Here is a 26,819-nt window from a genome sequence, read left to right on the forward strand (position 1 = left end):
GACGCAAATGGCTTGTTGCTGTTGCCACGACCGCACTGTCTTGCCACTTTCCGTGCGCAACACCAACGCGGTTTGCCTTTGCGATCAATTCGATAGCTGACGCGACCCGGCAGGCAGCAGCCGGCGCGCGATTGCAGCCGCTGCGCAGACTCCGGCACAAAATTCAAATTGACTTGCATGCGTTGCCAACCATACTGACCGCCACTTTTTAGATTGCGTCCGCTGTCGATGCAGGTCATCGACGCGGACAACGCTGCATGCATTCCCTTTGTCCGGCTTCAATCAGTACCGCTCCACTGCTCCAACTCCAGGCCTGGGGCATGAGCCGTGGCCGCCGCATCGTGCATGCCAGCCTCGATCTCACTATCGATGGCCCGGGTGTTGTCGTGGTGATGGGGCCAGCCGGCACCGGCAAGTCCTCGCTGCTGCATGCGCTGTCCGGGCAGCACAGCGCTCATGGTGAGCGTTGGGGGCAGTTGCTGTTCCAGGGCCAGCCGCTGAGCGAAGCACCGTCGCCACCGGCACTGGTCCAGCAACTGCCACGCGAACTGGGCTTCAGCGTCCTCGAAAACCTGGCCGCTGCGTTGCGCCAGCAGTGCAGCGCTACACCACTGGCGTTGCGCCAGCAGTGCAGCGCTACACCACTGGCGTTGCGCCAGGCCGTTACCGAACGCCTGCTTGCATTGGGCGCCGACGCACTGGCCGAACGGCTGCAGCAGCGCGTGATCGACCTGCCGCGTGGATTGGCGCGACAACTGGCGATCCTGCGCGCCGCCTTCACCGGCAGCCCGTTGTTGTTGATCGACGAACCCACCAGCGAACTGCCCGCCGACGATGCCGACGCGGTGTTGTCTTTGATCCAGCGGCTTGCACTCACCCACACCTGCCTGGTCAGCTTGCATCACCAGGGCCAGGCGCGGCGCATCGCCTCGCGGGTGCTGCTGCTGGCCGGAGGCCAGGTGCAGGTGGATGCAGCGGCCGATGATTTCTTCGCCAACCGCGCGCAGCACCCGGTGCTCGCGCAGTTTCTGCGCACTGGCAGTTGCCATGTCCCGGCACCGGATGCACGCGCCGAGGATCTGGCCGAGAACGTCGCAGTTCCCGTGATCGCCCCCCCCATGCAGGAAAGTCCGGCCCTGGCCGTTCCCGTCCAGATCAGCACTGCTGCGCAGCTTGCCGCGCCGTCGCAGGTGATGCTGCAAGCCACGTCATTGCGCCGTGGTCCCAATGGTTTTCATTGGCTGGAACCGGGCAAGCTGGCCGGTTGCCCGATGCCCGGCGTGGTGTTCGCCATCGACCACGACCTGGCCTTGCTGCGCGGCGTGGGCATCACCGTGCTGGTCAATCTGACCGAGAACGCCATGCCGGCCGAGGCCCTGGCCCGCCACGGCCTGCGCAGCTATCACCTGGGCATCGCCGACCGCAGGGCGCCGCCGCTGCTGTGGGCCAAGCTGCTGCTGGCCAAGATCGAAGTGATGCTGCGCCAGGGTGAAGTGGTGGCGGTGCACTGCCTGGCCGGCCTGGGCCGTACCGGTCTGGTGCTTGCCGCCTGGCTGATCCAGCAGGGGCTGACCGCGGAGGAAGCCCTGCGCCGGCTGCGCACCATCGAGCCTGGCTTCGTCCAGTCCAACGAGCAGGAAGCGCTGCTGTACGCGCTGGAAGAAAACCTGCTGATCCGCGCCTGCCAGTGAACTGACTCTCTTTGCCTGCCACAGGCCCGCATGTCGGGCCGGCACGGCTGTTGTTTTCCCTCCCCCAAGGAACTCCCCCCAATGTCCCTCGACAGCGTCCTGCAGCAATCCGTCGCCTCCATTCCCGAATGCGTGGCCGCCGGCTACGTCGATATCAGCTCCGGCATGCTGCTGTCGGTCAAGACCGTGGACTCGCATCCGCGCGAAGTGCTGGACCTGGTGGCCGCCGCCACCGCCGATCTGTACCAGGGCCCGAACATCCGCACCATCGAGCAGATGTTCCGTCGTGCGCGCGGCCTGCAGGAGCAGGAAGGCGCGCACTACTTCCAGGAAATCATCGTCAACAGTGAAAACCTGATCCACATCTTCATGCGCGGCAAGCGCTACCCGGACTACGTGATGGTGTTCGTCTGCCGTCGCACCGCCAACCTGGGCATGGCGCTGACCCGCTCGCGCCTGGCCATGCCGTTGATCGAAGCGCAGATCTGACCGGTTGCGAGCTGGCGGCAAGCGTGGGCCCGAACGGCCCACCGCTTGCCCTGGCATTCAGGGACTTTCGCCTGCGGGCAAGGCGTTCTCGTCCTTCAGGTCCTGGCGCAGGATGCGCCGCACTTCCAGCACCGCCTCCGGTGTTTCCTGCACGCTGTGGCCGGAGATGATGACCTTCTCCGACAACGCGCCATCCAGGTGCGCGCTCCAGTACGGCACCAGCCCGTCATCGGACTGGGCCAGCGGCACGTCGGCTTTGCGCTGGGCAATGATGGAGTGGTACTTCAGGCCCGGTGCGATCGGCAGCGTGGACGACAACTCGATGAACGGGTCGCTGGCCTTGAGGTTGTCGATGCTGGTGCCCACGCGCGGTTCCTTGGGCTTGGCGCCGTTCTCATCGGGGCTTTGCAGGTCCAGGAACACATCGGCGAACTTGCCAAGGATGGTGATCGGCAGCCGCACCAGCTTGCCGATCATGCGGCCGAGGCTGTTGCTGGCCGCTTCGGTGCCGCGATGTGGCGAGGCGATGAAGATCGCCCGCTCCACGTTCGGCTGCGGGGTGAAATGCAATAGCGGCCCCAGCCGGGTTTCCACCCGCTTCAGACGCTCGCCCTGCAATTTGTAACGTTGCACCGCGTCGTCCCACAGCACCTCGCCGGAGCTGCTGAGCATCAGCCGCGCGATCACCCCGCCCATGCTGTGGCCGATGAACACCATGTCCTGCGATGCCGGCGCGGAACCCTTCGGGTCGAAGTGGCGCAGCGTGCCGTTGAAGGCATTGCTCACCGTGTAACGGTTCAAGGCGATCGGCGCATTGGTCGGGTAGTACACGGACCACACCTGGTAGTGCTTGCGCATCTCCGTATCACCCATGATCTCGTTGACCAGGTTCACCCACGCTTCCGGGCTGCTGGCAAGGCCATGCAGCATGAAGATGATGCGCCGGTTGGGATCGTAGGGCTGCATCAGGTAGATGTGCGGCTCGCGGATGCCCTCGCCTCGGCCAAACAGCGTGCGCAGCGATTCACCGGCAAAACCGGACTGCGCCAGCCACACCCCGTAGGCGGCGGTGAAGTTGGCCGCCAGCGGCACTTCCTGCCCGCGCAGGACGATGCTGGTGGTGGTGTCCGGCGAATAAGCCTCCAGCCGGACCTCGCGCGTGGCCAGCACCTGCTCCAATGTGTCACCGGAGAAATGCAGCAGCGTGGTGGCGTTGATCGCCGGCATCTCGCTGAAAACCGGCAGCTTCGGCGCGTCATCGCCGGGGCCATCCACCGGCAGTGCGAGCGATGATTTCTCCATCACCACCACCAGCTCGGCGCCGAAGCCATCGCGTCGATAGGAACTACGCAGGCCGGCAAAGCTCACCGACGAGGCCGACAGCAGCTGCTTGGGAATGCTGGTCACCGGCAGGCGGGCGAAATCGGTGCTGATGGTCCAGCGGTCCAGTTGCACCGGGCGCAGGATGTCCTCACCCTCCATTGCCCGCATGCGCGTGCGCTGGAACACCACCGAGGATGCCTGCTCGGCGGCGTAGTTGTAGTAGTCACGCACCTGGGTGAGCCGGTCTTCCAACGCCCGCTGCGCAGGCGTGCGCCCACTGAAGAACAGATAGGCGTACGAGTAACGTGCCGTCTCCAGCCATGCATCCAGCGCCTGTGGTGGCAGCTCGACGTCCTCCCCGCCCTTCTTCGGGGTCAGCGCCAGCGCTTCCTGCATCCACAGTTCCGCCAGGGTCGAAAGCCGCTGTTCGGTCTGCAGGCCGTCCACGGTGGACACGGTCTGCCGGCAGGCGGCCAGGTCCTTGTCGCAGGCACTGGCGGTCAAGCCGATCACCGACAAGGCTTCCTGCGACAACGCGCTCAACTTGCCGTTGTTGAGGATATCGCCACGCTTGGCCATGACATGGTCGGTGGTGGTGACCGACTTCATCTTCACCATCGCGCAGCCGCTGCTCAGCAGCAGCGCCATCACCGCAAACAGCGGCAACCAACGGCGTATCCGTGCCTGTGACGCTGAACTCATGGAGCATTTCCTTGACTGGGAATTCCCGGCACGCCCTGGCGTATCCGGCGGGAGAAATCAGCTGCATCACCGGCATCGCGGGCGCGCTGGGTGATGCGCCCGCGCTGTTGCAGCTGCGCCTGGCTCACGCCCGGCGTCAGCCCGCCGACATCGGCGGCGTATTCGGCCAGATAGCCCGACAGCAGCAGGCGGTAGTCCAGCGGAAGGCCCGGCACGATGCCACGCATCAGCGCGAACACCACCGTGGTGCAGTTGCTGGTCAGCGTGTTGTAGAAACGCGGCTCGCGCTCCAGCTGCTGCGCCTGCTCCACGTACACCCGCAGCAGCGCGCGCATCTCGTCCTGGCTCAGGCCATGCAGGCGGTACAGATAGACATCCTCGCCACGCACGTTGCTGCGCACACGCACGATGTCGCGCTCGTCCGAGGCCACCAGCACCACTTCGAATTTGCGGAAAAAGCCCCCCAGCGCGGAGAACGACTCATGCTGTTCCTTGCGGATCTCCAGCGAGAACACCAACTGTCGGCCATCGGCGAAGCCGAACGACACCAGCGTGTGGGCGATGGCCGGGCCCATCCAGTAGGACAGGATCATGTCCACCGACTGCACCTGCGACAAGTCGTACTCGCGGCGCTCCCAGGCAATGTCGTAATCCTTCTCGGTGCGCCAGCGGAAATCACGCACGTTGTCGATCAGCAGGCGATTGCCTTCGATGCGTGCGCGCAGCGGCTGGGCGACATCGTCGGCCCATACCCGGTCCTGGCGTGGAGTGATCGTTGCCCACCAGACCAGCATCAACGCGAACACCGCAGCAAACACGGCCAACGAATGCCAGCGCCGCTTCGGCCCGAAACTGGCACGCAGCGCCCATACGCCGGGAATGCACCACACCAGGATCACCGCCACCCGCGCCACGACGTTGCCGGGGAACTGGAACCACAACGCCAATCCGCCCCATATACCCACCGCCAGACACAACAGGGCAAGCACGCCGCAACCGATACCCCGCATCACGCTATGCAGGCCCCGCACCCCAACATTCGCCACACCAACCTCCATGCCATACCGGCTGCGCCTGTCGGCCAGCCTTGCCGTCAATTCACGGGCCTCGGCGGCCCGGCGCAACGATAGCGTGCCGGACGCAGGAATCAGAGTGAAAGCGTGGGATCAGGCAGGTATCGGTCGGGGTGGATTACGGGAAGCGCGCCAATGCGGACGGGCGGCCTGTCTGTCGATGTGGCTCCGAAACGGCCGACGGAGCCATCAACCCATTGTTTTTTATCGATTTATGCCCGGACCGCGAGAATCATGGGCCAGGCCAGGTGCTGCGCCCCGGCGCCGGTGCTGGCCGGTGAACGGCAACATCCACGGCCGGGTACACCGGCCACTCTCCTTCCCGGTTACTCCGCCTCGCTGCGCCCAACCACCCGTTCCAGTTCGTCCAGGCCGTTGGGCGTGAGGTCCTTGAGCAGGGCCAGGAAGTCGCAACCCACCAATCGACGTGCGCGCCGCAGCAGCAGCGGCACCGGGCTGGAGGGTTCGTTGCGCGCATAGAAATCGCAGATCTCGTCCAGGCGCCGACGCACATCCTCCGGCCCGTTGATCTGCCCCGGCACCGCGACGGGCTGCCCCGCTGCGACCGGTGCCTGCGCATCCTCCGCCGCCGGCATCGCATTGCCTTCGCGTGCCTGGTACTGCGATTGCACGAAGCGGTCCAGCTCCGACAGATCCGTCAGCAGCGCCTTCAGGTCCGGTGCCAAAGTGCCTAGCCGCTCCGACAGCAATTGGTCGAGCGCACGCGCATCGTCCAGCGCGCGGCGCAGCACCTGCGCGGTGTCGGCCAGTGCCTGCGCTTCGCAATCGCGGCAGCAGGCTTCGATTTCCAACAGTGACGGCGGCGGCGTATCGCTGCCCTGGCTGGGTTGCAGCGTGCCTTCGGCCACGCGCAGGTCGCGCAGGCTGAAGCGACCAAGCCGGGGCGACTGCACGAACCACGTGCCTCGCAGCAGCGCCAACGCATCCTGCGGGTCGGACAGGCCGATCAGCGCGTTGACCCGCGCGGTGGGGTCGTCGTCGTCATCGGCATCCAGCTGCGGATGCACCGCCGCCCATTGCTGGTCGAGCAGACCGCGCAGCAGGGTCAGGCCGTCGGCCCAGCCGTTCAGGCCGCGCTGGCGGGTCCAGGCGCGGGTCAGGTGCATGGCCACGCGCAGGTCGCGGGTGCGCTGCGCCAGCGCCATGGCCTGCTCGCCCACCCGCTCCCAATCCGGCGGCTCGGCGGCAATCACGCTGTCGCCGATGGCCCGTTCACTCCGTTGGGTGGCCACCCGCTCCAGGGCCATGAACTCGGCGTCGTATTCCAGATCCAGCCCGCACGGTGCCTGCTCGGACAGGTCCGCCCACAAGGCCTGCAGATCGTATTGACCGCTCATCGACGAACTCTCCTGTGCATCCAGATCATGGGATTCATTGCGCGCACTCGGCATCGGGATCGCCCGCGTCGCAGGCGACCACCTGATGGGCCGGCAGACGGATGCCCGGCTTGACGATGCCGAAGGCGCGGTACTCCGCACTCAACGCACCCACATCCACATAGGCCATGCGCCGCATCGAACCGCTCTGCGCGCGGCTGCCGATGGCGACCACCGGCAGGTTGACCGAACCATTGATCGCCACGGCACTGCCGTCGGCCTGCAACGCGTTGAAATAGGCCGGTGGCCTGCCGACGTAATCGACCACGGTGCCCCCTGCGGTGGTGATCAGGTAGATCGGTGCAGTGGCCGTACCGATACCACCGCTGGACCACCAGTTCGACTTGCTGGCAAGAACCGGCGTGGTCCCCCGCTGCAACAAGTCACCGCCATCGACCTTCAGATAGAACGCGCCGCTGCCGGCATCAACGCTGTAGGCACTGCCGTCTACCGCACCCAAGGTCAGCGTGCTGGCATTGGTCAGGCTGAAGCCATTGCCGGCGTAGAAGTTGCCCAGCAGTCCGACCCGGTTGGCGGCAAACCCATTGGCGCTGCCGAGCTGGGTGGCGCCACCGGAGCGGCCACTGAGCTGTGCGGCAACGATGCTGCTGCCCTGGCCCTGCGTGATCGCACCGGACGATTGCAGATGCACCGCATCGGCGGCCAATCGCCCATCCAGGCGCAGGTCACCCCCGCGTACATCCAGCAGCGCCTTGCCGCCGGCCTGCACATTGCCGGTCAGCGCCAGGCTGCTGCCATTGACCAGTTGCAGGGCGCTGGCGCTGAAATCGCCCAGCGCGGCAATCCGGTTGTCACCGGACAGATTCACATTGCCGCCTGCCTGGCCACGCAGCACTGCCGTCGACAGCCTGCCAGCGGTCTGGTTGATGCCACCGCCGGCCTGCAAGTCGAGCACATCGCGGGCACTGATGTCGGCGCCCAGCGTCATCTCGCCGCTGGTCCCCAACACGACTTCGCGCCCGGCAAGTGCACCGCGCACCGCAAGCGGGCCACCATTGGCACGCAGGGTCAGTACGCCGTTGCCGGCATCGATCGCGCTCGCAGGCAGGGACAGGTTGCCACCTGCCACCACCGTGATGTTGCCCGACCCACCGCCATTGGAAGCTGCCGCCTGCGGACTGCCAGAGCCAGCACCGTTGGACAGCGCAGCCACCTGCAGATCGTTGGCATCGACCAGGGTGATGCCGTCGCCGCTGGCGCTCACGCTGCCACGGAAATCGTTGCCGTCGTTGTCCAGCGTGATCGGCCCCGCCGCGACGAAGCTGCTGCTGCCCTGCACCTGGCTGCTGCCGTCCTGGTCGATGCCCGCACCACTGACCACACTCAGGTCGCCGCCCACGCGGGTGGTGCCAGTCAGAACGCCCTGCCCCTCCAGCATGGCATTGCCGGCGATGACCGCGTTGCGCACACGCAGCGCGCCACCGGAGTGAGCCCGCAACGATGCGACGTCCACCTGACCAAGCTCCAGGCCGTCACCGGCCACGATCGCTACCTGCTGCCCACTCAGTGCCACGGCACCACCAAAGTGGTTGCCTGCGTTGTCCAGCACAATGTCGCCATTGCTGCGCAGGTCGGTGTTGCCGGCAACGTTGAGCGTGTCGTTCTGGCCGATATGCGCAGCGCTGGCCTGCAGGTTTCCGCCAACGGCCAGATTGCCCACCGACAGCGAACCGTTTCCGGCGGCAAGCGCGGCATCCCCCCCGATCGCCCCGCCGGTCACGCTCAGGCCCTCACCGCTGGCGGAAAGACGGCCAGCAGCGACGTTGCTCAATGCGATATTGCCTGCGCTGGTCAGCGTGGCGGTACCGGCTGCGGTCAAGGTTCCGCTTTGCGTGATCGAGGCACCGGTGCCGGTGAGATTGCCGCCCGTGCGGATGTTGCTGAGCGCCAGCGCGCCATTGCCCGCATCCAGCGAAGCATCGCGGGCGAGGTCTGCGCCAACCACCTCCAGGCCGGTGCCGGCATTGGCGACCAGGTTGCCACCGCCCACATTGCTCAGCGCGATGTTTCCTGCACTGGTCAGCGTGGCGGTACCGGCTGCGGCAAGCGCGCCGGTTTGCCTGATCGACGTACCGGTGCCGGTCAGGTTGCCGCCCGCCCGCACGTTGGCGAGCGTCAACGCCCCATTACCCGCATCCAGCACCACATCGCGGCCAACATTGGCTCCACCGACACTCAGGCCGCTGCCGGCACGCGCGACAAGGCCACCACCGCCAACATTGCTCAAAGCGATGTTGCCTGCGCTGGTCAAGGTGGCGACGCCGTTTGCAGCGAGCGTTCCCGTCTGCGCGATCGAGCTGCCGGTACCGGTCAGATTGCCGCCCGTGCGGATGTTGTTGAGCGTCAACGCGCCACTGCCCGCGTTCAGCGATGCGTCGCTGGCGAGATACGTGCCATTCACGTCCAGACCGGTGCCGGCATTGGCGACAAGGCTGCCACCGCCGACATAGCTCAGCGCGATGGTGCCTGCGCTGGTCAACGTGGCGACGCCGTTTGCAGTGAGCGTTCCGGTTTGCGTGATTGATGCGCCGGTTCCGGTCACATCCCCACCAACGACAACGTTGTTGAGCGTCAACGCGCCACTGCCCGCGTCCAGCGATGCGTCGCCGGCGAGATACGCGACATCCACGTCCAGACCGGCTCCGGCATTGGCGACAAGGCTGCCACCGCCGACATTGCTCAGCGCGATGGTGCCTGCGCTGGTCAACGTGGCGACACCGGTTGCAGTGAGCGTTCCCATCTGCGTGATCGAGCTACCGCTGCCGGTCAGATCACCACCCGCGCCGACGTTGTTGAGCGTCAACGCGCCAGTGCCCGCATCCAGCGACGCGTCGCCGGTGAGATTCATGCCATTCACGTCCAGACCGGTGCCGGCACTGGCGATGAGGCTGCCACCACCGACATTGCGCAGCGCGATGGTGCCTGCGCTGGTCAGCGTGGCGACGCCGGCCGCGGCCAAGGTTCCGGTTTGGGTGATCGAGGTTCCGCTGCCGGTCAGATCGGCGCCTGCGTCCACGTCGCTGAGCGTCAACGCACCCAGGCCGGCATGCAGTGAAGCGCTCTGACCGATATCCGCACCAATGACGCTCAAGCCGTTGCCCGCATTGGCGACCAGGTCGCCGGCAACAATGCCGTTCAGCGCGATGCTCCCTGGGCTGGTCAGCGTTGCCGTGTCGGTGACGTCCAGTGTGCCGGTCTGCGTGATCAACGCGCCGGTGGCTATCAGGTCGGCACCCACGTGCACATTGCTCAGCACCAGAGCGCCGCTGCCCGCGTCAAGCGTTGCAAGGCCGTCAATGCCCGCGTTGGCCACGCTCAAACCGCTGTTGCCGGTGGCAAGGAGACTGCCGGCGGTCACGTCGTCCAGCTGCAAAGCGCTGCCTGCGGCGATCTTGACCGCGCCACCGGTCAGGCTGACCGCCCCGCCAAAATAGTTGCCGATATTGGCAAGCGTGATGTCGCTCGAACCTGCGTCCACGTCGCTGGTACCGCTTACCAGCAGGTTGCCGCCGGTCTGGGTGATCGGCCCGCTCTGGCTGTGCAGGGACAATCGCGAAGCCGTCACATCGCTGGCGATGGAGATACCATCGCGCGCCTCCAACGCCACCTGTGCGCCGGTCAGGGCATTGCCGATGCTCAGGCTGCCGCCCAACGAACGCAGGGCCAGATTTGCAGTGCCGGTGTTGATCACGGGCTGCACCTGGAGCACGCCTCCGGCGACCAATGTCACCGCCGCGTTGGCACCGCTGGCCAGACTTGCAACCAGCATGTTGCCGGCGGCCCGGATCGCCACGGCATCCCCCTGCAACTGCAGTGCACCGTCGAAGGTGTTGGCTGTGTTCTGCAGCGTGATGTTGCCCGCTGCGTTCAACGTGCTGCCGCCGACGACGTGCACAGCGCCGGTCTGAGTGATCGTGCCATCGCTGGTTGCATGCAGGTTACCGCCCACCTGCACGTTGTTCAGGTCGATGGCACCGCCGCGAAGCGTGCTGTTGCCGGTGCTATCCGCATTGGCCAGATTGAGTTGGCCAACCGCCGTGGCATCCAGGCTGTCGGCCTGCACACTCACCATATCCAACCCGGTGCTGGCGTTGATGGTCACATCCGCACCATCCAGCGTGACCGAACCGTCAAAGCGGTTGCCGGCATTGCCCAGGGTGATGTCGCTTTCGGACGTGAAGCTGGCTGCGCCACCCACCTCGAACGCGGCGCCCTGGGTCAAACCGCCGACGGCTTTCAATGACAGACCACCGCTGGTGGCGATACCACCGGCCAGGTTGAGAATCTGCGTGTTGATTTTCAGCGAGGCCAGGGGATCCACCGCACCGATATCATCGCCCACCGTGACAGTCGTGGCCTGCAGGTCCAGCGCATGTCCGCCGTTGATGGCTCCGTCGAACTGCAATATCCGGCCACTCACCTTCACGTCGGAAGACAACGTCACCGGACCAGCAAACCTCGCCGATACCGCCACATCGACATCCGCGCCCAGTGTGGTCACACCGCCGGTGACATCCAACAGGCCCACATCAACCTTTCCAAGGAATGCCGTGCCCGCGCTGCCACCAGCATCCAACTGCCACGGGCCGGTGACCGTGTTGCCAAACACGACGTGGCCGGCGCTGCTGAAGACCTTGCTGGGGCTTGCCAGGGACACTGCATCGTTGAAACGCACATCGTTGACGGCCCTGATCGTCCCGCCAAAATGCGTGGTTCCACCGCCACCGATACTCAGGGACCCAAGGGAAATGGTTTTGCCGACGTCAGCCCCGAACACCGTGCTGCCGGCGGCCCTGGTGGTCAGTGCATGTTGCCCATTCACCTCGCCATGGAAGCTGATGTTGCCTCTGCTGGTATCGGGGCTTGTGCTGGTAAGCGTGGTATCGCCCGTCAACACCACCGCGCTGCCGTAAACCTGCTCATTGACCGTGGTCACGCTGTTGCCCAAGGCGACCACGCCTGCGCCCGTGGTGGTGAGCGAGTCCAGCACCTGTATCCCACCCACCGCACCTGAGAACCGCGTCGTTCCGGAGCTGTCGGTAATCAGCGCGAACGGGCCGTTGACCGTACTGCCAAAGTCGAGGCTGCCGCCGATGAGACTGCTCAACGTGACGTTGCCTTCCAGCTTCACGGCATTGTCGTAGCGCTGCGTGCCCATCGTGCTCACGTCGTGGTACAGGAACGTGGTGCCGCCCCCCACGCTGCTCAGCGAGGACAGCGCGCTGCTTCCACCAATCGCCCCTTCAAAGCGCGTCTCGCCCGAGGTACTGGTGGTCAGCACATAATTGCCGTTGATCGTGTTGCCGAAGCGAAGCCTGCCGCCGCCGGTGCTGGCCAATGTGGCCCCGCCGGTGAGGGAGACCGCGTTCTGGTAGTCCTGCTGCCCGGATGTTGTGACATTGCCGCCGATGGAGATGCTGTCGGCCGAAACCGACAGGCTGTCCAGCGCCGTGGTCCCGGAAAACACGGCGTTGCCGTCGGACTGGATAACCAGGTCATGACCACTGCCGCTGAGATTGCGCCTGAACTCGATGCTGCCGTTGTTGGCGCTGCTCAGGGTGAGATCGTTGCCGAGCTGCACATCGCCATCGTAGGTCTGCCAACCGTCCGTAGCGATGCTGTTGTTCAACGTGATGCTGCTGGCACGTGCCGTCAGCGATTCGGCCGTGACGTTACCCAGGCTCAGCGGTGTCGAAGAGCTGATGTCTACGACGCCACCGGCCAGTTGCACCTTGCCACCAAAGCTGTTGCCCGCGTTGTTCAGAGTGATTCTGAAGGGGTCAACGTCGATGGCGGTCTGACCACCAACGCTCAGCGCCTGGCTCTGCACCAGCGCCGCCGTACTCTTCAGTATCAGATCGCCGGTGACTGTGCCGCCGATGCTTGCGATCCGGTTGTCGGTACCCGGCAGTACGGCGTCGCCGCCGATGTTGAGCACAAGGTCGCCGGCCTCCAGACGGCTGTCCGTGTCCTGGCTGAGCGCATGGCTGCTGCTCAGGCTCACGTCGCCCGCAGTGATCGTCCCGGTTGCCGCCAGGGCGCCACCGCTGCCATTGGCAATCAAGTAGCTGGCACCGATGCTTCCGCCCATGTTGATGGCAGTCGCAGCCAGGCCCTGGGTTGTCGATGCCTGCAATGAAATCAGGGAGGCATCCAGCGTGCCGACGTTGTTTACCGCCGAGCTGCCACCCACGAGATTATCGGTCGGCACGTTCAGGACGACGACCACTCCGAAGCCCGGCTCGTAGGTGACCTTGGCTTCCGAGGCGGCAGCCAGGGTGATGCTGCCGCCTCTGCCAGGGTTGGCGCCGTTACCGTCGGTGCCCTTGATGACACCCAGGTTGGTGACTGCAGAGCCAAGCAACACCGCAGGGCCGCCGCTGGTCTTGATCGTCCCCTGGTTGATCACTGCCGCCGCACCGCCATTGCCGCGCTTGAATGTGTACTCGTTGCCGGCATCTTGATCCAGGGCCAGCGAGCTGGCGACCAACCCGGCCACGTTGACCTGCGCCAGGTTGCCAAACACGATGCCGTTCGGGTTGATGACGAATACCTGCCCGTTCCCGTTCAGATTGCCGTTGATCAGGCTCGGGGTCGCGGAGGTCACCACGTTCAGCACCACCGACGCGGCACTGGGTGCATCGAATTTGACCGTCGAACCATTGCCGATGCTGAAATCAGCCCAGTTGACCCGTGCCTTGTTGCCGGTCTGGGTGATCGTCATCGTGTTGCCATTGACCAATTGCGTCGCATCGCCCGAGCTGAAGCCCGTGGGCAACCCCTGGGCCTGTGCGGCGCCGGCCCAACCCAGCGCCACCGCCAGCGGCAGCAACCGCAAGGCAGCCGGTGCCAACAGCGTGCGCTTTGCGCTGCAACGCTTGCCGGCGGCAAGTTCGGAGGCAACCTGGACCTGGCCCGTGGCCACGTTGAACACCAGACGATAGATACGATTCATGCGGTGATCCTCAGAAGGTCATGCCCAAGCGTGCGTAAAGGCGAGCGTTGCGGCCATCGGACGGCTCGGCGGAACTGGTTGGCACCGCGCCTGCCAGGCGCAGTTCCAGGTTGTAGAAACGCGGCAGCCGGAAAGTCATGCCGGCACCGGCACTGGCCAGCTCCCACGGACCCGCCGGGCCATAGATGTTGGACACCTTGCCGTGGTCGGCGAACACATCCAGGGTCAGCACTTCACGCCAGGCCAGGCCTTGGAACGGCGATGCCTTGTCGGCAAAGCCCGGCGCATCAACCTGGTACTCCAGGCCCACGAAGTAGCCACGGTCGCCCAGGCTCTCGCCCTGCCCGTAACCGCGCACGCTGTCATGGCCACCGAGCTGGAACTGCTCCATCGCCGGCAATGCGTTGTTGGTCCACTGGCCGTTGAACTTGAACAGCAGGCGTTGAGTGCGGGTGAGGTACTGCATGCGCATCAGCCCCAGGCGCGCCAGGGTGAACTGGCTGTCGCGATTGGGGTTGACCACATCCAGCGGCGCCGAGCCGTCATGCAACGAGCGACGCACGCTGAGCTGGGCCAGATTGACCCCGCGCCAGCCGGCGTCGTTGTGGCGCATGCCCAGGCCCAGCTCGGCCACGTCGTAACGGTGGTCGGACAGCTTCATGCCCATTGCTTCGAAGCGCGAGGTTTCGTGGATGTAGCGCAGCGAACTGGTCAGCTGCAGCATCTGCGTGTTGACGAACTTCCAGTCCGCACCGGCATAGCGCTGCGCGGCCGGGCCACGCAGATCCAGCAACGCCAGCGGGCCACTGTTGATTTCCAGTTCGCTCTGGTTGGCACCGGCCAGCACCGACAGACCGGTAACGCCGCGAATGGGTAGGCTGTAGGACACCGCGCCATTGCGGCTGGCGGAGGGATCGAACTGCCAGATGCCGCTGATGGCGAACATGTCGCCACGGCCCAGCGGATTGCCCCAGGTCAAGCCGGCCTGGGCGCGGCCACGGCCACTGGTCTCGGTGCCGTAACTGTCCACACTGAGATTGACCGCCCACGGACGCCCGCTCTCGCTGGCCACCAGCACCAGATCGGTTTCGCCTTCGTTCTCGCCCGGCTGCAACACCGAGGACACCGACACGCCTGGCAGATCACGCGCGTACAGCAATGCGCTGTCGATATCGGCCTTGCGCAACGGACGCCCCTGCAGGCGCTGTGCAGCATCGCCGACGGTGCGGCTGTCGTAACGCTGGTTGCCCTGCACGATCACTTTGCCGATGCGGCCTTCCATGACGCGGATTTCGACGATCTTGTCCGCACCCAGGTTCTGCGGTGGCAGGTACGCCACGCTGACCAGGAAGCCGGCGCGGCGATACTCCTCGGTGATGGCATCGGCTACCGCCTGCAACTGCGCGAAATCCAGCCACGCCGAGGACGCGCCTGCGGCCAGTTTGGCGAACTGCGCATCGGCCACGGCCTGCACCGTCTGCGGGGTGATGCCCTGCTCGGCATGCGCACCGACTTCGGTCACCCGCAGTCCGCGCACTTCCACTCTTACGTTTGCATCACGCTCGCTCATGCTCGGCACGGCGGTAGCGGTCACACCCGCGCTGTCCTGCGCCAATGCGGCGGGCGCAGCAAGCGCTGCCACCAGCGCGAGCGCTGTGTTCCTGATCAACAACATATGTCCCCCTCGGAAACGGCAGCCTGCGATTTCCCTGTAGTCGATGCCCGCCGACATGGCTGGCCGATCGACCCACATCGCACAACACCCCTTGGCCGCACGTCGCGCATCATCATCTGATTACCCCCCACCACGCCAGTAGCCCAAGACACAGACCCACCGCCAGCCCCACGGCCAGCCACCGGCCCCATGAGGGCGACGCCGACGCGGCCGGCGTGGTACCGACGCTTGCCGACGGCTGCATTGCATTAGGTTGGGTCTGTGCGTTGTGCACCGAACCGGCATGCAGGATGCGGCGGCGACGCGCGCGATACTCGGCACGGTCCAGCTGCCCGCGCTGCAGCGCATCGCCAAGGCTGCGCAGGCTGTGATTTGCGTGGCGTTCCCACTCGCTCATTTGAGCTCCCTCAGAATCCGCAGGCCTACGTCAGCCTGCGCGGCACCAGATGCGTTGCGACGCGCCTGCACACTGCAGTCGGACCAGAAGCTGGTGTAGCTGCCACCACGCAGCGCGCCGGCTTCGCCGTTGCTCACCCACTCCCAGACATTGCCCGACAGATTCACCAGGCCCCACGGATTGGCTTCACGACCGCGCACACCGGCCGGCGCACCAACATGCTCGCCGGTGGCGGTAGGCGGAATGCAGTTCGAATCCGGTGCCTGTCGCCACTGCCGGTCAGCCTGTGCGGCGTGCAGCCATTCGGCGTCGGTGGGCAGGCGGTAGCGCCAGCCGCCGCTGGCGCGGGTCAACCAGCGTGCGTAGCCACGCGCCTGTGCCAGGGTGATGTTCTGCGCAGGCAACCGGCCCTGTTCGGCGCCGCTGACGTTCTGCACGGAGCAGCGGCCGGTGGCACGGCAGTACGCGTTGAAGTCATCCACGGCGATCTCGCCACGCGACAGCGCATAGGCTTTGCCACCGGACATTGCCGGAATCACCATCATCATCGGGCCGCGACCGCCGGCCACCGGATCGAAACAACCACGCGCGCGACCGGCCAGCCCTTCGCACGGGTCCGGGCCATCGGGTACCGGTGGCAACGGTTCTTCCTCGGCGCTGGCACCGGGCAGCACTGCCGGCGCAACCGGCCGCGCGGCAGGCTTGGCCGCCGCTGTTGCAGCGGCCGGAGCGGCACTGGCGGCCACCGTGGCCGGCGCCGCTTCGCGCACGTCGCGTTGCAGACGGGCGCGCAGCGAACCCTGCGGAAGTTGCCCACGTACCTGCATCTCGCGCTCCAACCGGGTCAATGCGGTGGCGTCATTGCGATAGCCCGTTTCCAGACGCTGGCGCAACCGCTCGCGCTCGGCCGCAGGCGTGCTGTCGGTAACGACCATCACTGCCGCGATCAACTGATAGCGGTCCAGCGCCTGCCGCAACGACGGACGGTCGCCGAGGACGCGGGTAGCGCGCTCCAATCCGCTTGCTGCGGCGCTGAAATTGCCCTTGGCGAACTGGGTGGTGGCATTGCCCTGGTAGGCCTGCTCCAACAATGCCGGTGCCTGCTCGCGCACAAACGCGGCTTCCGGCTGATCCTTGCGCAGGTTGAGCAGCAGGCGCTCGGCCTTGTCCAGATCGCCCGCGGCCACGGCCCGGCGCAGCGACTCGCTGCGTGCGACCAGACCGGCCTGCGCACGCTCGCTTTCCAGGCTGGCCATCAATGCCTGCTGACGCTGCTGCAAACGGTCGCGCTGGGCCTGCAACGGGGCCGACTGCGGCGCCTGTTCCAGACCGAAGCTGAGCAGCACCAGATCGTCTGGCAACTGCGCGGCCTGGTCGTGGCCGGCCAGCGCGGTGGCGATGCTCTGGCCCACACGCTCCTGCAACTGTGCGAAATCGGGCGTCGACCGCAACGACGCCAGTGCTGCATGCATCTGCTCCTGCCAACCGGCGCTGGTTGGCGCTTCACGCAACAGCGCCTCGACCCGCGCGCGTGACTGCGCGGCATCACCCGCCGCTGCAACAGCCATCGCCGGACGTGCCTGCACGCGCGACTGCGCGGCCAGCATCTGCAAGCGCAGTGAATCCGGGAACTGCTGCTGGGCCAGCGCCAGGCGCTGCTTGGCCACGGACAGATCGCCCGCCTGCAGGGCGGTGGCGATGGCATCGGCGTACCCCACTTCCAGGTCCGTGTTGCGCAACAGCGGGCTGCCGGGATCGATGGCGCGTATGCGCGCCAATGTCTCCTGCATGCTGTCGGCACCTGCACCGAACAGATCGGCCTGCGCCAAGCCGTCGGCCAGGCGGGTGTCCAATGTGTTGAGCTGCACATCGCGCTCGTCTTCCAGTTGGTCGTGGCGCTTGTCCAGTGCTGGCGCGTACAGGCGCAGGCGGTCGCGCAATGCGAACACCGCTGCCGTGCCGGGGTAGTTGAAGCGTCCTGCCGATGGCTTCCACAGCTCGTCCAGACGCGCCTGCAGGAACTTCTCGATGGTGTCGCTACGCTCCACCACCACACGTGCACGCTGGTCATCGCCCAGCGAACCCAGCCCTTCCCAGGCCTGCGTCTCATCGCGATAGCGATCGGCGGCGTCCAGGTTGAAGCGGCCGATCACCTCGGCCAGATGGCTGGATTGGGCCTGCCGCCAGACCAGGGTGCCGGCCACGCCAAGCACCAGTGCTGCCGCCGTTCCATAGCCCACCACCGGCAGGGCGCGCTCGCGCCAGCTTACGTCGCGCAGCCCATCGAGCAGGGCCTGCACGTCCGGCAGGCGCTGCTTGGCATCGAACGCCACCGCCGCACACAAGGTGCGGTACTGGCGCTTGCTCAGGCCCGGCAGCGGCGGTGGTTTGCGCCCTTCCTTCAGCGCGACTTCCGCACTGAGTTTGTCGAAGGGATGGCGTCCGCCCAACAGCTCGAAGCACACGCAGCCCAGCGCGTAGATGTCATCGGCCGGCGTCGGCGCCTGCCCGCGCAGCATTTCCAGGCTGGCATAGGCCGGCGTCAACGCGCCCAGCGTGGCGGCGTCGAACACGGTCTGCTCACCGGATACATCGGCCTTGTGCTGGCCGGCGCGGGCGATGCCGAAGTCGAACACCTTGGCCACCCCGTCGGTGGTGACCATCACGTTGCCGGGCTTGAAATCCGAATGTACGATGCCGGCCGCATGGGCCCGTGCCAATGCCCGCGCCATGCCCTCGATCAGCGGGCGTGCGCGTGCCAACGGCATGCCGCTGGCTGCCTGCTCGCGGATCAGCGTGCGCAGGTCGTTGCCTTCGACGTACTCCATCGTCATGAAGACGATGCCTTCGTCCTTGTCGAAGTCGTACACGCGCACGATGTTGTCGTGCGCGAGCTGTTGTGAGCGGCGCGCCTCGCGTTGCAACGCGATCAGCGAATCGGGATGACGCCGGAACTCGTCACTGAGCACCTTCACCGCCAGCCACGGGTCGCGGTCGCGTGCTTCCACCTTGCGCGCGTCCTGGGCCAGATAGACCACACCCATGCCGCCACGGCCCAGTTCACGCTCCAGCAGGAAGCGGCCCTTGAGCGTGCTGCCCACGGTGACGTGCTGGCCACTGGCGGCCGCCACCTGCGCCCAGCTGCCAAGGCTGGATGCGTGCGAATGGCTGCTGCCGGTGCGGCCTTCGCCATCGCTGACCGGCGCATCGCTGGAAGGCAGCACCCGCGTGATGTCTTCGTCCGGCAAAGGGTTGCGCGTCGGCTTGACCACGGTGACATCGTCGGCCGCAACCGACGGCGCTTTGGCCCGCAGCCCCTGCAACCGCTCCAGCAGCGTGCTGACCGTGATCTCGTCGATGGCGCCTTCCTCGCGCATCTTCCACAGCGTATCCACGCCGGTGCGGTAGTCGTCCTCGGCCAGCGACTGGCGCTGGGCCAGGGCCTCGAGCAGCGCATGCAGATCCAGCTTGCCGATGCGGAAAGCAGTTACCAGTTCAACCACGGAGACGGTGTCCTCTTGCACGTTTGTTACTCCTGAAGGCGCACGGCAACGGCAGACACGTTGTCACGCGCCGCACGCCCCAGCGCCAGTTCAAACAGCCGCGCCAGCAATGCACCGGGCTCACGCACGCGGCGGCATTCCAGATCCAGTTCGGCATCGGGTATTTCCTTGTTGATGCCGTCGCTGCACAGCAGGAACGGGCCGCCGGCGGCGTGGCTGGCCACCACCCAATCCACCAGCAATGGCTCCTGCGCACCGATCGCGCGGGTCAACGCGCCAGGGCTGGCACCGCTGCCGGAGAACTGGGTGGCGTCATCCTTCATGCCATGGACGTGGTCACGGGTAAGCTGGCGCAACCTGCCGTCGCTGACGCCGTAGGCGCGGCTGTCACCCACCCAGCCGCACAACATGAAATCGCGGTCATAGACCAGCACCACCACGGTGGAGCCGATCACATCGACCTGCTGGCTGCGCGCCCGCTGCAGCAACTCGCGGTTGACCTGCTCCAGCGCGTCTTCGATGGCCTCGATGAAATCCACCACATCGCCACTGCGTTGCAGTGCGCCCAGACGCTCGACGATCAAGGCGCTGGCGTAATCACCGGCCGCATGCCCGCCCAGGCCATCGGCCACCACCCACAGGCCCAGGTCGTCACGCACCAGAATGGCGTCCTCGTTCAGCCGCCGCACCTTGCCAACGTCGGTGTGCCCGGCCGAGATATAGGGTTGCGCCACTGCGTTCATGCATCCACCTCCCCAGTACAAATCGCCTGCCCTGCACGCTGGCAGTGCACGCTGTCCGGCAATCCCGGCAACAGGCATGGCGCGCCGCTGACGCCGCGCCACCACACGCTGCCACCTTCGGCCACGCAACACGCCCAGGCATCCAGGCGGCTGCGCAATGCGCGATCGGAAACCGCGCCCGGCACGGTGATGGCCGGATCGGCAATGCCTTCATCGGGGTCAGCATCCAGCGCTGCCACGCGCGCATCGAACGCATCCATGCCGACCACCACGCCGCTGACTACGTCCGTGTGCAATTGGCAGGCAGCGTTGAACCACGGCAGTCCACCACGCAGCACACCACCAGCATTGCCGTCGCTGCGCACCGTGCGTGCCAGCAACAACGGAAAGCGCCGGCCAACACGATCCACACTCGCTGCAACCACGCCGGCGAATGCCGTTTCACCGCATACACCCGGTGCGCACAGGAACATCCACGGCTGCGCCGCGCCGGCCACGCCGTTGCCGGACGGCAGCGTCGGCAACAGGTTGCTCAGGTAGATGTCCCATGCCTGCACCAGATCCTGCGGCAGACGTCGCTGCACGAAATCACCCGCCCACGGCACCTTGCCGTAGTACCCGCTGGCAGACGCTGCAACAGCCTTGTGCATGCTCAGCTCCCGCACCGGAAACGCGCCACGTCGGCATCACCGAACGGATGGCGCAGGTTGCTGGCCTGCAACGGCAACTGGGCCGGGATACCTTCCAGGTCGAACGTGGCGACATAGCGCAGGTCCGACTGCAACTCGAGCTTGCCCGCCTGCAAGGCACGGAACAGCGCCCAGTCGCCCAGATAGGCAACGCCGCCCAAGCGTTTGCCGGCGGCGTCGAAGGCGGCGATGGTGACCCGGCCCGGTGTTGGGCCGGGCCATTTCATCGGCATGTTCGGTGGCGCACCTTCCTGGTAGTCGTAGTGCTGGCCGTCGATATCGATGGCCAGCCGCGCCACGCCCTCGGCCAGTACCGGCGCGAACACGGTGAAGCCCACTTCCGGCAACGCACCGTTGCGGAAGTACTTGTGCTTGATCGCATCGGCCAACTGCATGCGCGCCGGTAATGCCGGATCGGCTGCGGCGACGGTGGTCGGGTCTTTCCATTGCCAACGCTGGCCGGCGGTGTCCAGCAGCGGTTCCAGTGCCTGCTGGTACAGCGCATCGAAGCGTCCGCCATAGCCGAACAGCTCGGCGAAATTCTGTACCGGTATCTCGGCGGTCGCGGCCGGGTCGAACGGATAGCGGCCACGCACGAACTCGGCGCAGACCTGGCTGATCGAACGCGCCACCTTGTCGTCCAGCGCGGCCTGGCTCTGCCGGTTGAGCTGCGCCGAGCCCTGCCCGCTCAAGGCCAGCAACCAGCCCGAGACCGGTGGCGGCAACTGCGCCGCCTGTTGCCTGGCCAACAGCAACGCCTCGTTGGACGCTGCTGCCGTCGTGCCCGGCACAGGCGCCAGCAACTGCCGGCCCAACTGCTCGAACGTGGCCAGCACCGCATCCAGCGGCGTGCTGCCCGGTGCGCCTGCGCACAGTTGGTTGAGCGCGGCAAAGTGTTCGCTGATCGCCGCGCCGGGTTCGACCGCTGGCAGCTGGTCTGCGGCCGGTGCCAGGGCCGCTTTCAGTGCCGCATTGCCACCGGGAACACGCCCCGCCGCCTGTGCCGCCAGCTTGCCGGCCGCCGCTTCGCCCTTGTCGGCGGCCACGCCTGCTGCCTTGTCCGCAGCGCTGGCAGGCGGAGCACGGGTCAGGTCCTGGGTCTGCTCGCGTACCAGGCCCAGCAGCAGCCGCAACGGCGAGCTGGGCCCGGAAATCTTGGCGAGCGTGGACGAGGCACCGTCCGGGTCCGCATCCGGCGCCAGTTGCAGATCGGTCAGCAGCCCATCCCAGGCGCGGATGTAGTCCTGTTCGTAAAGCCGCAGCACCTCGTTGGACAGGCGCGCACGCGTCATCGCATCCATGCGCTGACGGCCCAGCACCCAATCGTCGGAGACAAACCGCTCGACCGCTTCGTCGATGCCGCTGGCAGCCAGCTCGGCGAACACCGGCTGCGTGTACAGCGCTGGCCACGGCGTTGAAAGCGCGGTACCGCTGCGCCGCTGGAACACGTCGGCAAGCAGGCCAAGCGCGCGGTCCAGCCGCAGCGGCGCGCCCGGCATCGCACGCGCGCCGAGTTTGAGGTTGCTGTACACCAGCGTGGCCAGATTGGCCGAGCGCAGCGTGTTGCGCGCCTGTTCCACCAGCAGCGGTTCCGGGCTGATCGCACGCAGCTGGCCGGGGCGATCCACCAGCCTGGCCAGTTGCGCGTCCAGTGCCTTGACCAGCACCGGATCGCCGTCGAACAGGCGCTGCGCGTCCAGCTCCACCAGTGCACGCAGATCGTCGGCCTGCAGGTGCTGGGTTTCGCCCAGCATCAGATAGCCTTTGAGGTAGTAGTACAGCGCCTGCGGTTCGGTCGCCGACTGTTGCAGACCACGCCGCAACTGCGCGGCCAGCCCGGGCACCAGCAAGGCATTGAGCTCACGGGTGCGGGCCTGTTCCATTTCCGCGCCGATGGCATTGCCCTGGTACAGCCCCCAACGTTGCGACCACGGCACCCGCGTGGCGGGCGCAGCTACCTTGGCCACCGCTTCGGTGGCCTGCAAGCGCTGGATGGCGCGCGCGTAGTACTCACGCAGATCGTTGCCCTGCGATGGATCTTCCGTGTGCGGGCGCGCATCCAGTGCCTGCTCCACCTGCGCCAGATACGCCGCGTTGCCGTGGTAGCTGCCAAACATGGCCGCCACCCACACGCCCGCAACCAGCGCCACCGCCACGCAGGCGGCGGCATGCAGCAAGGTGCGGCGCCGCTGGTGGCGCGGGTTGAAGCCGGCCAGGCCCGATTCGCTCAACACCACCGAGCGCAACAGCGTCTGCACGAAATAGGTCTTTGGCTGCGCGGTGGGTGCCGGGGTCTGCTGTGCATCCAGCCCGAAGCTGCGCGCCACCGCACCGAGCATGCGATCGATCGGCGTGCCTTCCTGGGTACCGGAAGTCAGGTAAACACCGCGCAGCAAAGGTGCCGGCGCCAAGGCCTGGCCACTGAACACCGCGCTGACGAACTGCCGCGCGGTCTCGGCTGCTGCGGCAAACTGTGGCGGGAACGCCAGCACCGCCGCACGCCGGCTGCCTTCGCGCTCGTCGTGCAGGCGTTGCAGCACGCGGGCGTTGAGCCGGTCCAGCAGGCGCGCGAACTCGCCGGCCAACGCGGCCGGCGCGCTGCCGTCCAGTGATTTCTCCAGCGGGAACGAAACGCCCCAGACCTGGGCGCGCTGGTCGCCATCAAGGTCATCGAAGAACTCGCTGAAGCCGGCCAGCAGGTCGCATTTGGTCAGCACCAGGTACACCGGAACCTGCAGGTGCAGCTGGTTGTGCAGCTCATCCAGGCGACGACGGATGGCCTGCGCATGCTCCAGCCGCTCACCCGGGTCCAACGTCAGCAGGTCCGACAGGCTCATGGTGACGACCACACCGTTGAGCGGACGCCGTGGCCGGTGCTTGCGCAGCAGGCGCAGGAAATCCTGCCAGCCGCCGGCATCCACCATGCGGTCCGAATCCTGCGTGGTGTAACGGCCGGCCGTATCCAGGAACACCGCTTCATCGGTGAACCACCAGTCACATTGGCGGGTGCCGCCAACGCCACGCACCGACTCGTTGCCGAAGCGGCCGGCCAGCGGGAAATGCAGCCCCGAATGCTGCAACAAGGTGGTCTTGCCCGAGCCCGGCGGGCCGATCACCGCATACCAAGGCAGTGAATAGAGATTTGCGCCACGACGCTGGCGCAGCATCTGCAGTGCTTCCTGGAAGCGGCTTTCCAGCTGCCTGCGCTCTCCGGCTGCGCGCTGCACACGGTCATCGTCATCCAGCGCGGCGGCCATGCGCCGCGCGCGGCGCTGGGCCAAGGCACGGCGCGCGAAGTACACGGCGACCACCAGCAAGGCCAGCGCCAGCACGGTCACCACGCGCGCCATCACGCCGGCCCAGGGCTGCCGGCCGGCAATGCCCAGGTACGGGCCGCCAAACCAGACCAGGGCGGCCACCAGCAGCGCGCCGAGCAGCACCACCCAACCACCGCGACGGAGTTTCTCCATGAATGCAGACATCACTCAGTCCCCCGGTTGGTACAGGATTTCCACGCGGCGGTTGCGCGCGCGATTGGCGGCCAGCCCGGTGGGCCGCGCCAATGGCTGCGAATCACCGGCGCCGGAGGATTCCACCCGCGCGTGATCGCGCAGGCCGTTGCCCAATACCTGCGCCACCGCCTGCGCGCGCGCCGAGGACAAGGCGAAGTTGTCCTTGTAGGTCAGCGAGCGCACGGCCTGGTCGTCGGTATGCCCGACCACGATCACCCGGCCCGGCAACTGGTCCAGCGCTGCGGCAATCTTGGCCAGCAACGGCTGTTGTGACGGGTCCACGTCCACGCCGCCGGAGGCGAACATGGCCGCGGCATTGAGCCGCACGCGGGCGTTGCCGTCGGCCTGGTCGTCCACCGTCAGCAGGCCGGCGCGCTGCTCCGGCGCCAGCAGCTGGCTCAAGCGCAGCGTCGGTGGCGCACGCTTGCTGTCAGGCACCTGCGCCGCTTCCAGCCCGATCTGCGCCAGCTCGCTGCTGATCGGCGCGGACATTGCGTTGAGCCGTGCATGCAGCAGCACGAACACTGCCAGCACCACGCACGCTGCGGCACTGGCCACCACCCACAACGGGAGCCAGCGCAGCAGCCGATGACGCTGGTCCTGTACACCCTGCCACTGCGGTGACAGCACCTGCGGCGCAATGCCACGCTGGCTGCGGATGCGCCGGTGCAGGTCGTCCTGGATCGCGGAGATGCGCGCCGCGCCATCGGCCTCGATCTGGTAACGCCCGACAAAGCCCATCGCCAGGCACAGGTACAACAGTTCCAGCAGGTCGATATGACGCGGCACGTCCTCGCACAGGCGTTCGAGGATGGCGAAGAACTTGGCACCGCCATATGCCTCACCATGGAAGGTGACCAGCAACGTGCGCTGCGCCCAGCCACTGCGCTCGCCCCACGGCGCGTTGAGCACCGCCTCGTCCAGCGCCGCGCACAGCACATAGCGGGCAGTCATCACCGACTCGGGACTGCAACGGGCTTCGCGCACCCGCGCTTCGAACTTGCGCACCTGCGCTTCGGCCTGTTCGCGCAGGCGCACCAGGTCCGGCGCGTAGGCGCTGTGGCGCAGCTGCACGGCCAGCAGCAGCAACGGCGTGGCAGCCTGCACGAGCGGATTGAGGCTGTCGCCCAGCAGTTCGTTGATGCCGGTCTGTGTCGTCTCCGACGCGGTCGCGGGCCGTTGCAGGACCGCACCTTCCAAGCCTCGCACGCTCATCGCCCTACCCCCTTATCGCCCACAGTTGCAGGGCCAGGCCCGGGAACTCGTTGCCGAGGTGGAACGCCAGCCCACCGGCGCCCTGCAGCGCACGCCACATGGGCGACTGCTTGTCGAATTCGAAGTACACATGGCCGGCGTGATACGGAATCTGTCGCGGCGCCACCGCCAGCGGCGCCAGCGTGATGCCGGGCAACTGCAGGTTGACCAGGTCGCGGATCTGCTCCACCGGGCCGATCTTGGCCAGGGCCGGCAGCCGCCGCCGCACGTCTTCGGCCGGCAGGTCGGCCTTGACCGCCAGTACGAACTGGGCGCTGTCCAGCAGGCCGGGATCGGGAATCACCGCCACCCACACGCCGAACTTGCGTGCCTGCACCGGAATAGCCAATGCGGTCTGTTCCAATACCGCGCTGAGGCTGCCGCGCAGCGCATTGATCAGCGGCTCGAAACTCTCACGCAGCGCATCATGCTGATACGGCGCGAACTGCGGCGGGCGCTTGCCCGGTGCGGTGAACGTTGCCAACTCGCCGGCCAGCGCCAGCAAGCCGCTGTACAGCGTTTCCGGATGCAGCCTGGGCGTGGCGGTCCAATGGGCCAGCAGCGGCTGCCAGCGGTTGATCAACTGCAACATCAGGAAGTCGGCGATTTCCGCTGCGCCGCCGCGGTCGGACACCGCAACCCGCCCAGCCAGTGCTTCACCGCGCTGATGCAGCAGGCCCAGCAACTCGACCAGGAACGTGGCCAGGCGTTGCGCCGCCTCGCAGGCGGTCACGCTGGGAATGAAGCCTTCATCGATCTGCGCGCGACGGTCAGCCCGCACTTCCACCAGCTGTGCCAGGGCAATGCGCGACAGACCTTCCAGCGGCTGCGTTTCCAGCACCAGCCGCGTATTGAGCCCGCCGACTTCCATCAACACGTACTCATCCACACTGCCGGAACTGTCCAGCACTTCGGACTCACGCACCCGGTAGCGGAACAGCTGGTCCTGCGGCGACTCCGCGCGCGCGGTGTCCGGCTGCGCCGGCTGTCGCATCGGCAGGGTCAGGTAGATGGTCTTGTCGCGTGCGTTGGAGTCCAGCTCCAGCGGCGGCGGCAACGGATCGTCACCGGGCATCGAGAACGGCGTGCCATCCGGGAACACCCCGCGTGCACGGCGCAGGCCCAGCTTGCCCACCGCCAGCAGGTCGGTTTCCAGTTCCAGTTCGCTGAAGCCCCAACCCTGGGCCTGCAACGGTGCCACGCGTAGATCCACGTGCCGTTCGAAGTAGCGATCCTGCTGTTGCAGGTGCTGCGGCCGCAGGAACAGCCCTTCACTCCATACGACTTTGTTGTTCAGGGTCATCGGCGCAGCTCGCAGTTTGCGGTGCGCACGCCGTTGCGACACCAATCAGGAATCAAGATCCGGTCGTCCCCGTTGGCCACGGCTGGCCGAAC

At 66.5% G+C, this 26,819-nt stretch carries 14 protein-coding genes; 2 read left to right on the forward strand and 12 right to left on the reverse strand.

All coding sequences use genetic code 11. The features are described from left to right. Nucleotides 1-320: 320 nt before the first annotated feature. Nucleotides 321-1,691 carry an ATP-binding cassette domain-containing protein gene (locus LR961_RS13765; protein WP_232150423.1) on the forward strand — a complete coding sequence of 457 codons (1,371 nt, stop codon included), beginning with the start codon at nt 321-323 and terminating at the stop codon, nt 1,689-1,691. 81 nt (nt 1,692-1,772) lie between these two features. Further along, nucleotides 1,773-2,180 carry a hypothetical protein gene (locus LR961_RS13770; protein WP_232150424.1) on the forward strand — a complete coding sequence of 136 codons (408 nt, stop codon included), beginning with the start codon at nt 1,773-1,775 and terminating at the stop codon, nt 2,178-2,180. 57 nt (nt 2,181-2,237) lie between these two features. On the opposite strand, the gene LR961_RS13775 is transcribed toward LR961_RS13770, so the two are convergent. From LR961_RS13775 to tssK, 12 genes are all read right to left on the reverse strand, one after another. Then, on the reverse strand, nt 2,238-4,205 hold the full coding sequence (locus LR961_RS13775; RefSeq protein ID WP_232150425.1) for an alpha/beta fold hydrolase: 1,968 nt from the start codon (nt 4,203-4,205) through the stop codon (nt 2,238-2,240). Then, nucleotides 4,202-5,215, reverse strand: coding sequence for a DUF4105 domain-containing protein (locus LR961_RS13780; RefSeq protein WP_232150426.1), 1,014 nt, complete (start codon nt 5,213-5,215; stop codon nt 4,202-4,204). The genes LR961_RS13775 and LR961_RS13780 overlap by 4 nt, the downstream gene beginning before the upstream one ends. A gap of 389 nt (nt 5,216-5,604) precedes the next feature. Further along, nucleotides 5,605-6,636, reverse strand: coding sequence for a type VI secretion system protein TssA (tssA, locus tag LR961_RS13785; protein ID WP_232150427.1), 1,032 nt, complete (start codon nt 6,634-6,636; stop codon nt 5,605-5,607). A 34-nt stretch (nt 6,637-6,670) separates the two neighbouring features. Then, nucleotides 6,671-13,651: a filamentous hemagglutinin N-terminal domain-containing protein gene (locus tag LR961_RS13790; RefSeq protein ID WP_232150428.1), complete on the reverse strand. Its 6,981-nt coding sequence runs from the start codon at nt 13,649-13,651 to the stop codon at nt 6,671-6,673. A gap of 10 nt (nt 13,652-13,661) precedes the next feature. Continuing rightward, a complete protein-coding gene (locus LR961_RS13795; protein WP_232150429.1) occupies nt 13,662-15,320 on the reverse strand; it encodes a ShlB/FhaC/HecB family hemolysin secretion/activation protein in 1,659 nt (552 codons plus the stop codon). Nucleotides 15,321-15,438: 118 nt separating this feature from the next. Further along, a complete protein-coding gene (locus tag LR961_RS13800) occupies nt 15,439-15,723 on the reverse strand; it encodes a hypothetical protein (protein WP_232150430.1) in 285 nt (94 codons plus the stop codon). Continuing rightward, nucleotides 15,720-19,247 (reverse strand): bifunctional serine/threonine-protein kinase/formylglycine-generating enzyme family protein, encoded by a 3,528-nt coding sequence (locus tag LR961_RS13805; protein ID WP_232150431.1) that lies wholly within the window; start codon nt 19,245-19,247, stop codon nt 15,720-15,722. Before LR961_RS13805 ends, LR961_RS13800 begins: the two co-directional genes overlap by 4 nt. Nucleotides 19,248-19,252: 5 nt before the next feature. After that, nucleotides 19,253-19,969, reverse strand: a complete 717-nt coding sequence (locus LR961_RS13810) for a protein phosphatase 2C domain-containing protein (protein ID WP_232150432.1) — start codon at nt 19,967-19,969, stop codon at nt 19,253-19,255. Next, entirely contained in the window at nt 19,966-20,619 is a 654-nt protein-coding gene (tagF, locus tag LR961_RS13815) for a type VI secretion system-associated protein TagF (protein ID WP_232150433.1), read from the reverse strand. The genes LR961_RS13810 and tagF overlap by 4 nt, the downstream gene beginning before the upstream one ends. A 2-nt stretch (nt 20,620-20,621) precedes the next feature. Then, the gene (tssM, locus tag LR961_RS13820) at nt 20,622-24,140 is read right to left on the reverse strand and encodes a type VI secretion system membrane subunit TssM (protein WP_232150434.1); all 3,519 of its coding nucleotides are present in this window, start codon (nt 24,138-24,140) and stop codon (nt 20,622-20,624) included. Between the two features lie 3 nt (nt 24,141-24,143). Then, nucleotides 24,144-25,385: a type IVB secretion system protein IcmH/DotU gene (gene icmH, locus LR961_RS13825; protein ID WP_232150435.1), complete on the reverse strand. Its 1,242-nt coding sequence runs from the start codon at nt 25,383-25,385 to the stop codon at nt 24,144-24,146. A gap of 4 nt (nt 25,386-25,389) precedes the next feature. Beyond that, complete coding sequence (gene tssK / locus LR961_RS13830; protein ID WP_232150438.1) at nt 25,390-26,727, reverse strand: type VI secretion system baseplate subunit TssK; 1,338 nt, start codon at nt 26,725-26,727, stop codon at nt 25,390-25,392. Nucleotides 26,728-26,819: the final 92 nt, after the last annotated feature.

The organism is Stenotrophomonas sp. SY1, from assembly GCF_021202945.1.
Lineage (GTDB): Bacteria > Pseudomonadota > Gammaproteobacteria > Xanthomonadales > Xanthomonadaceae > Stenotrophomonas.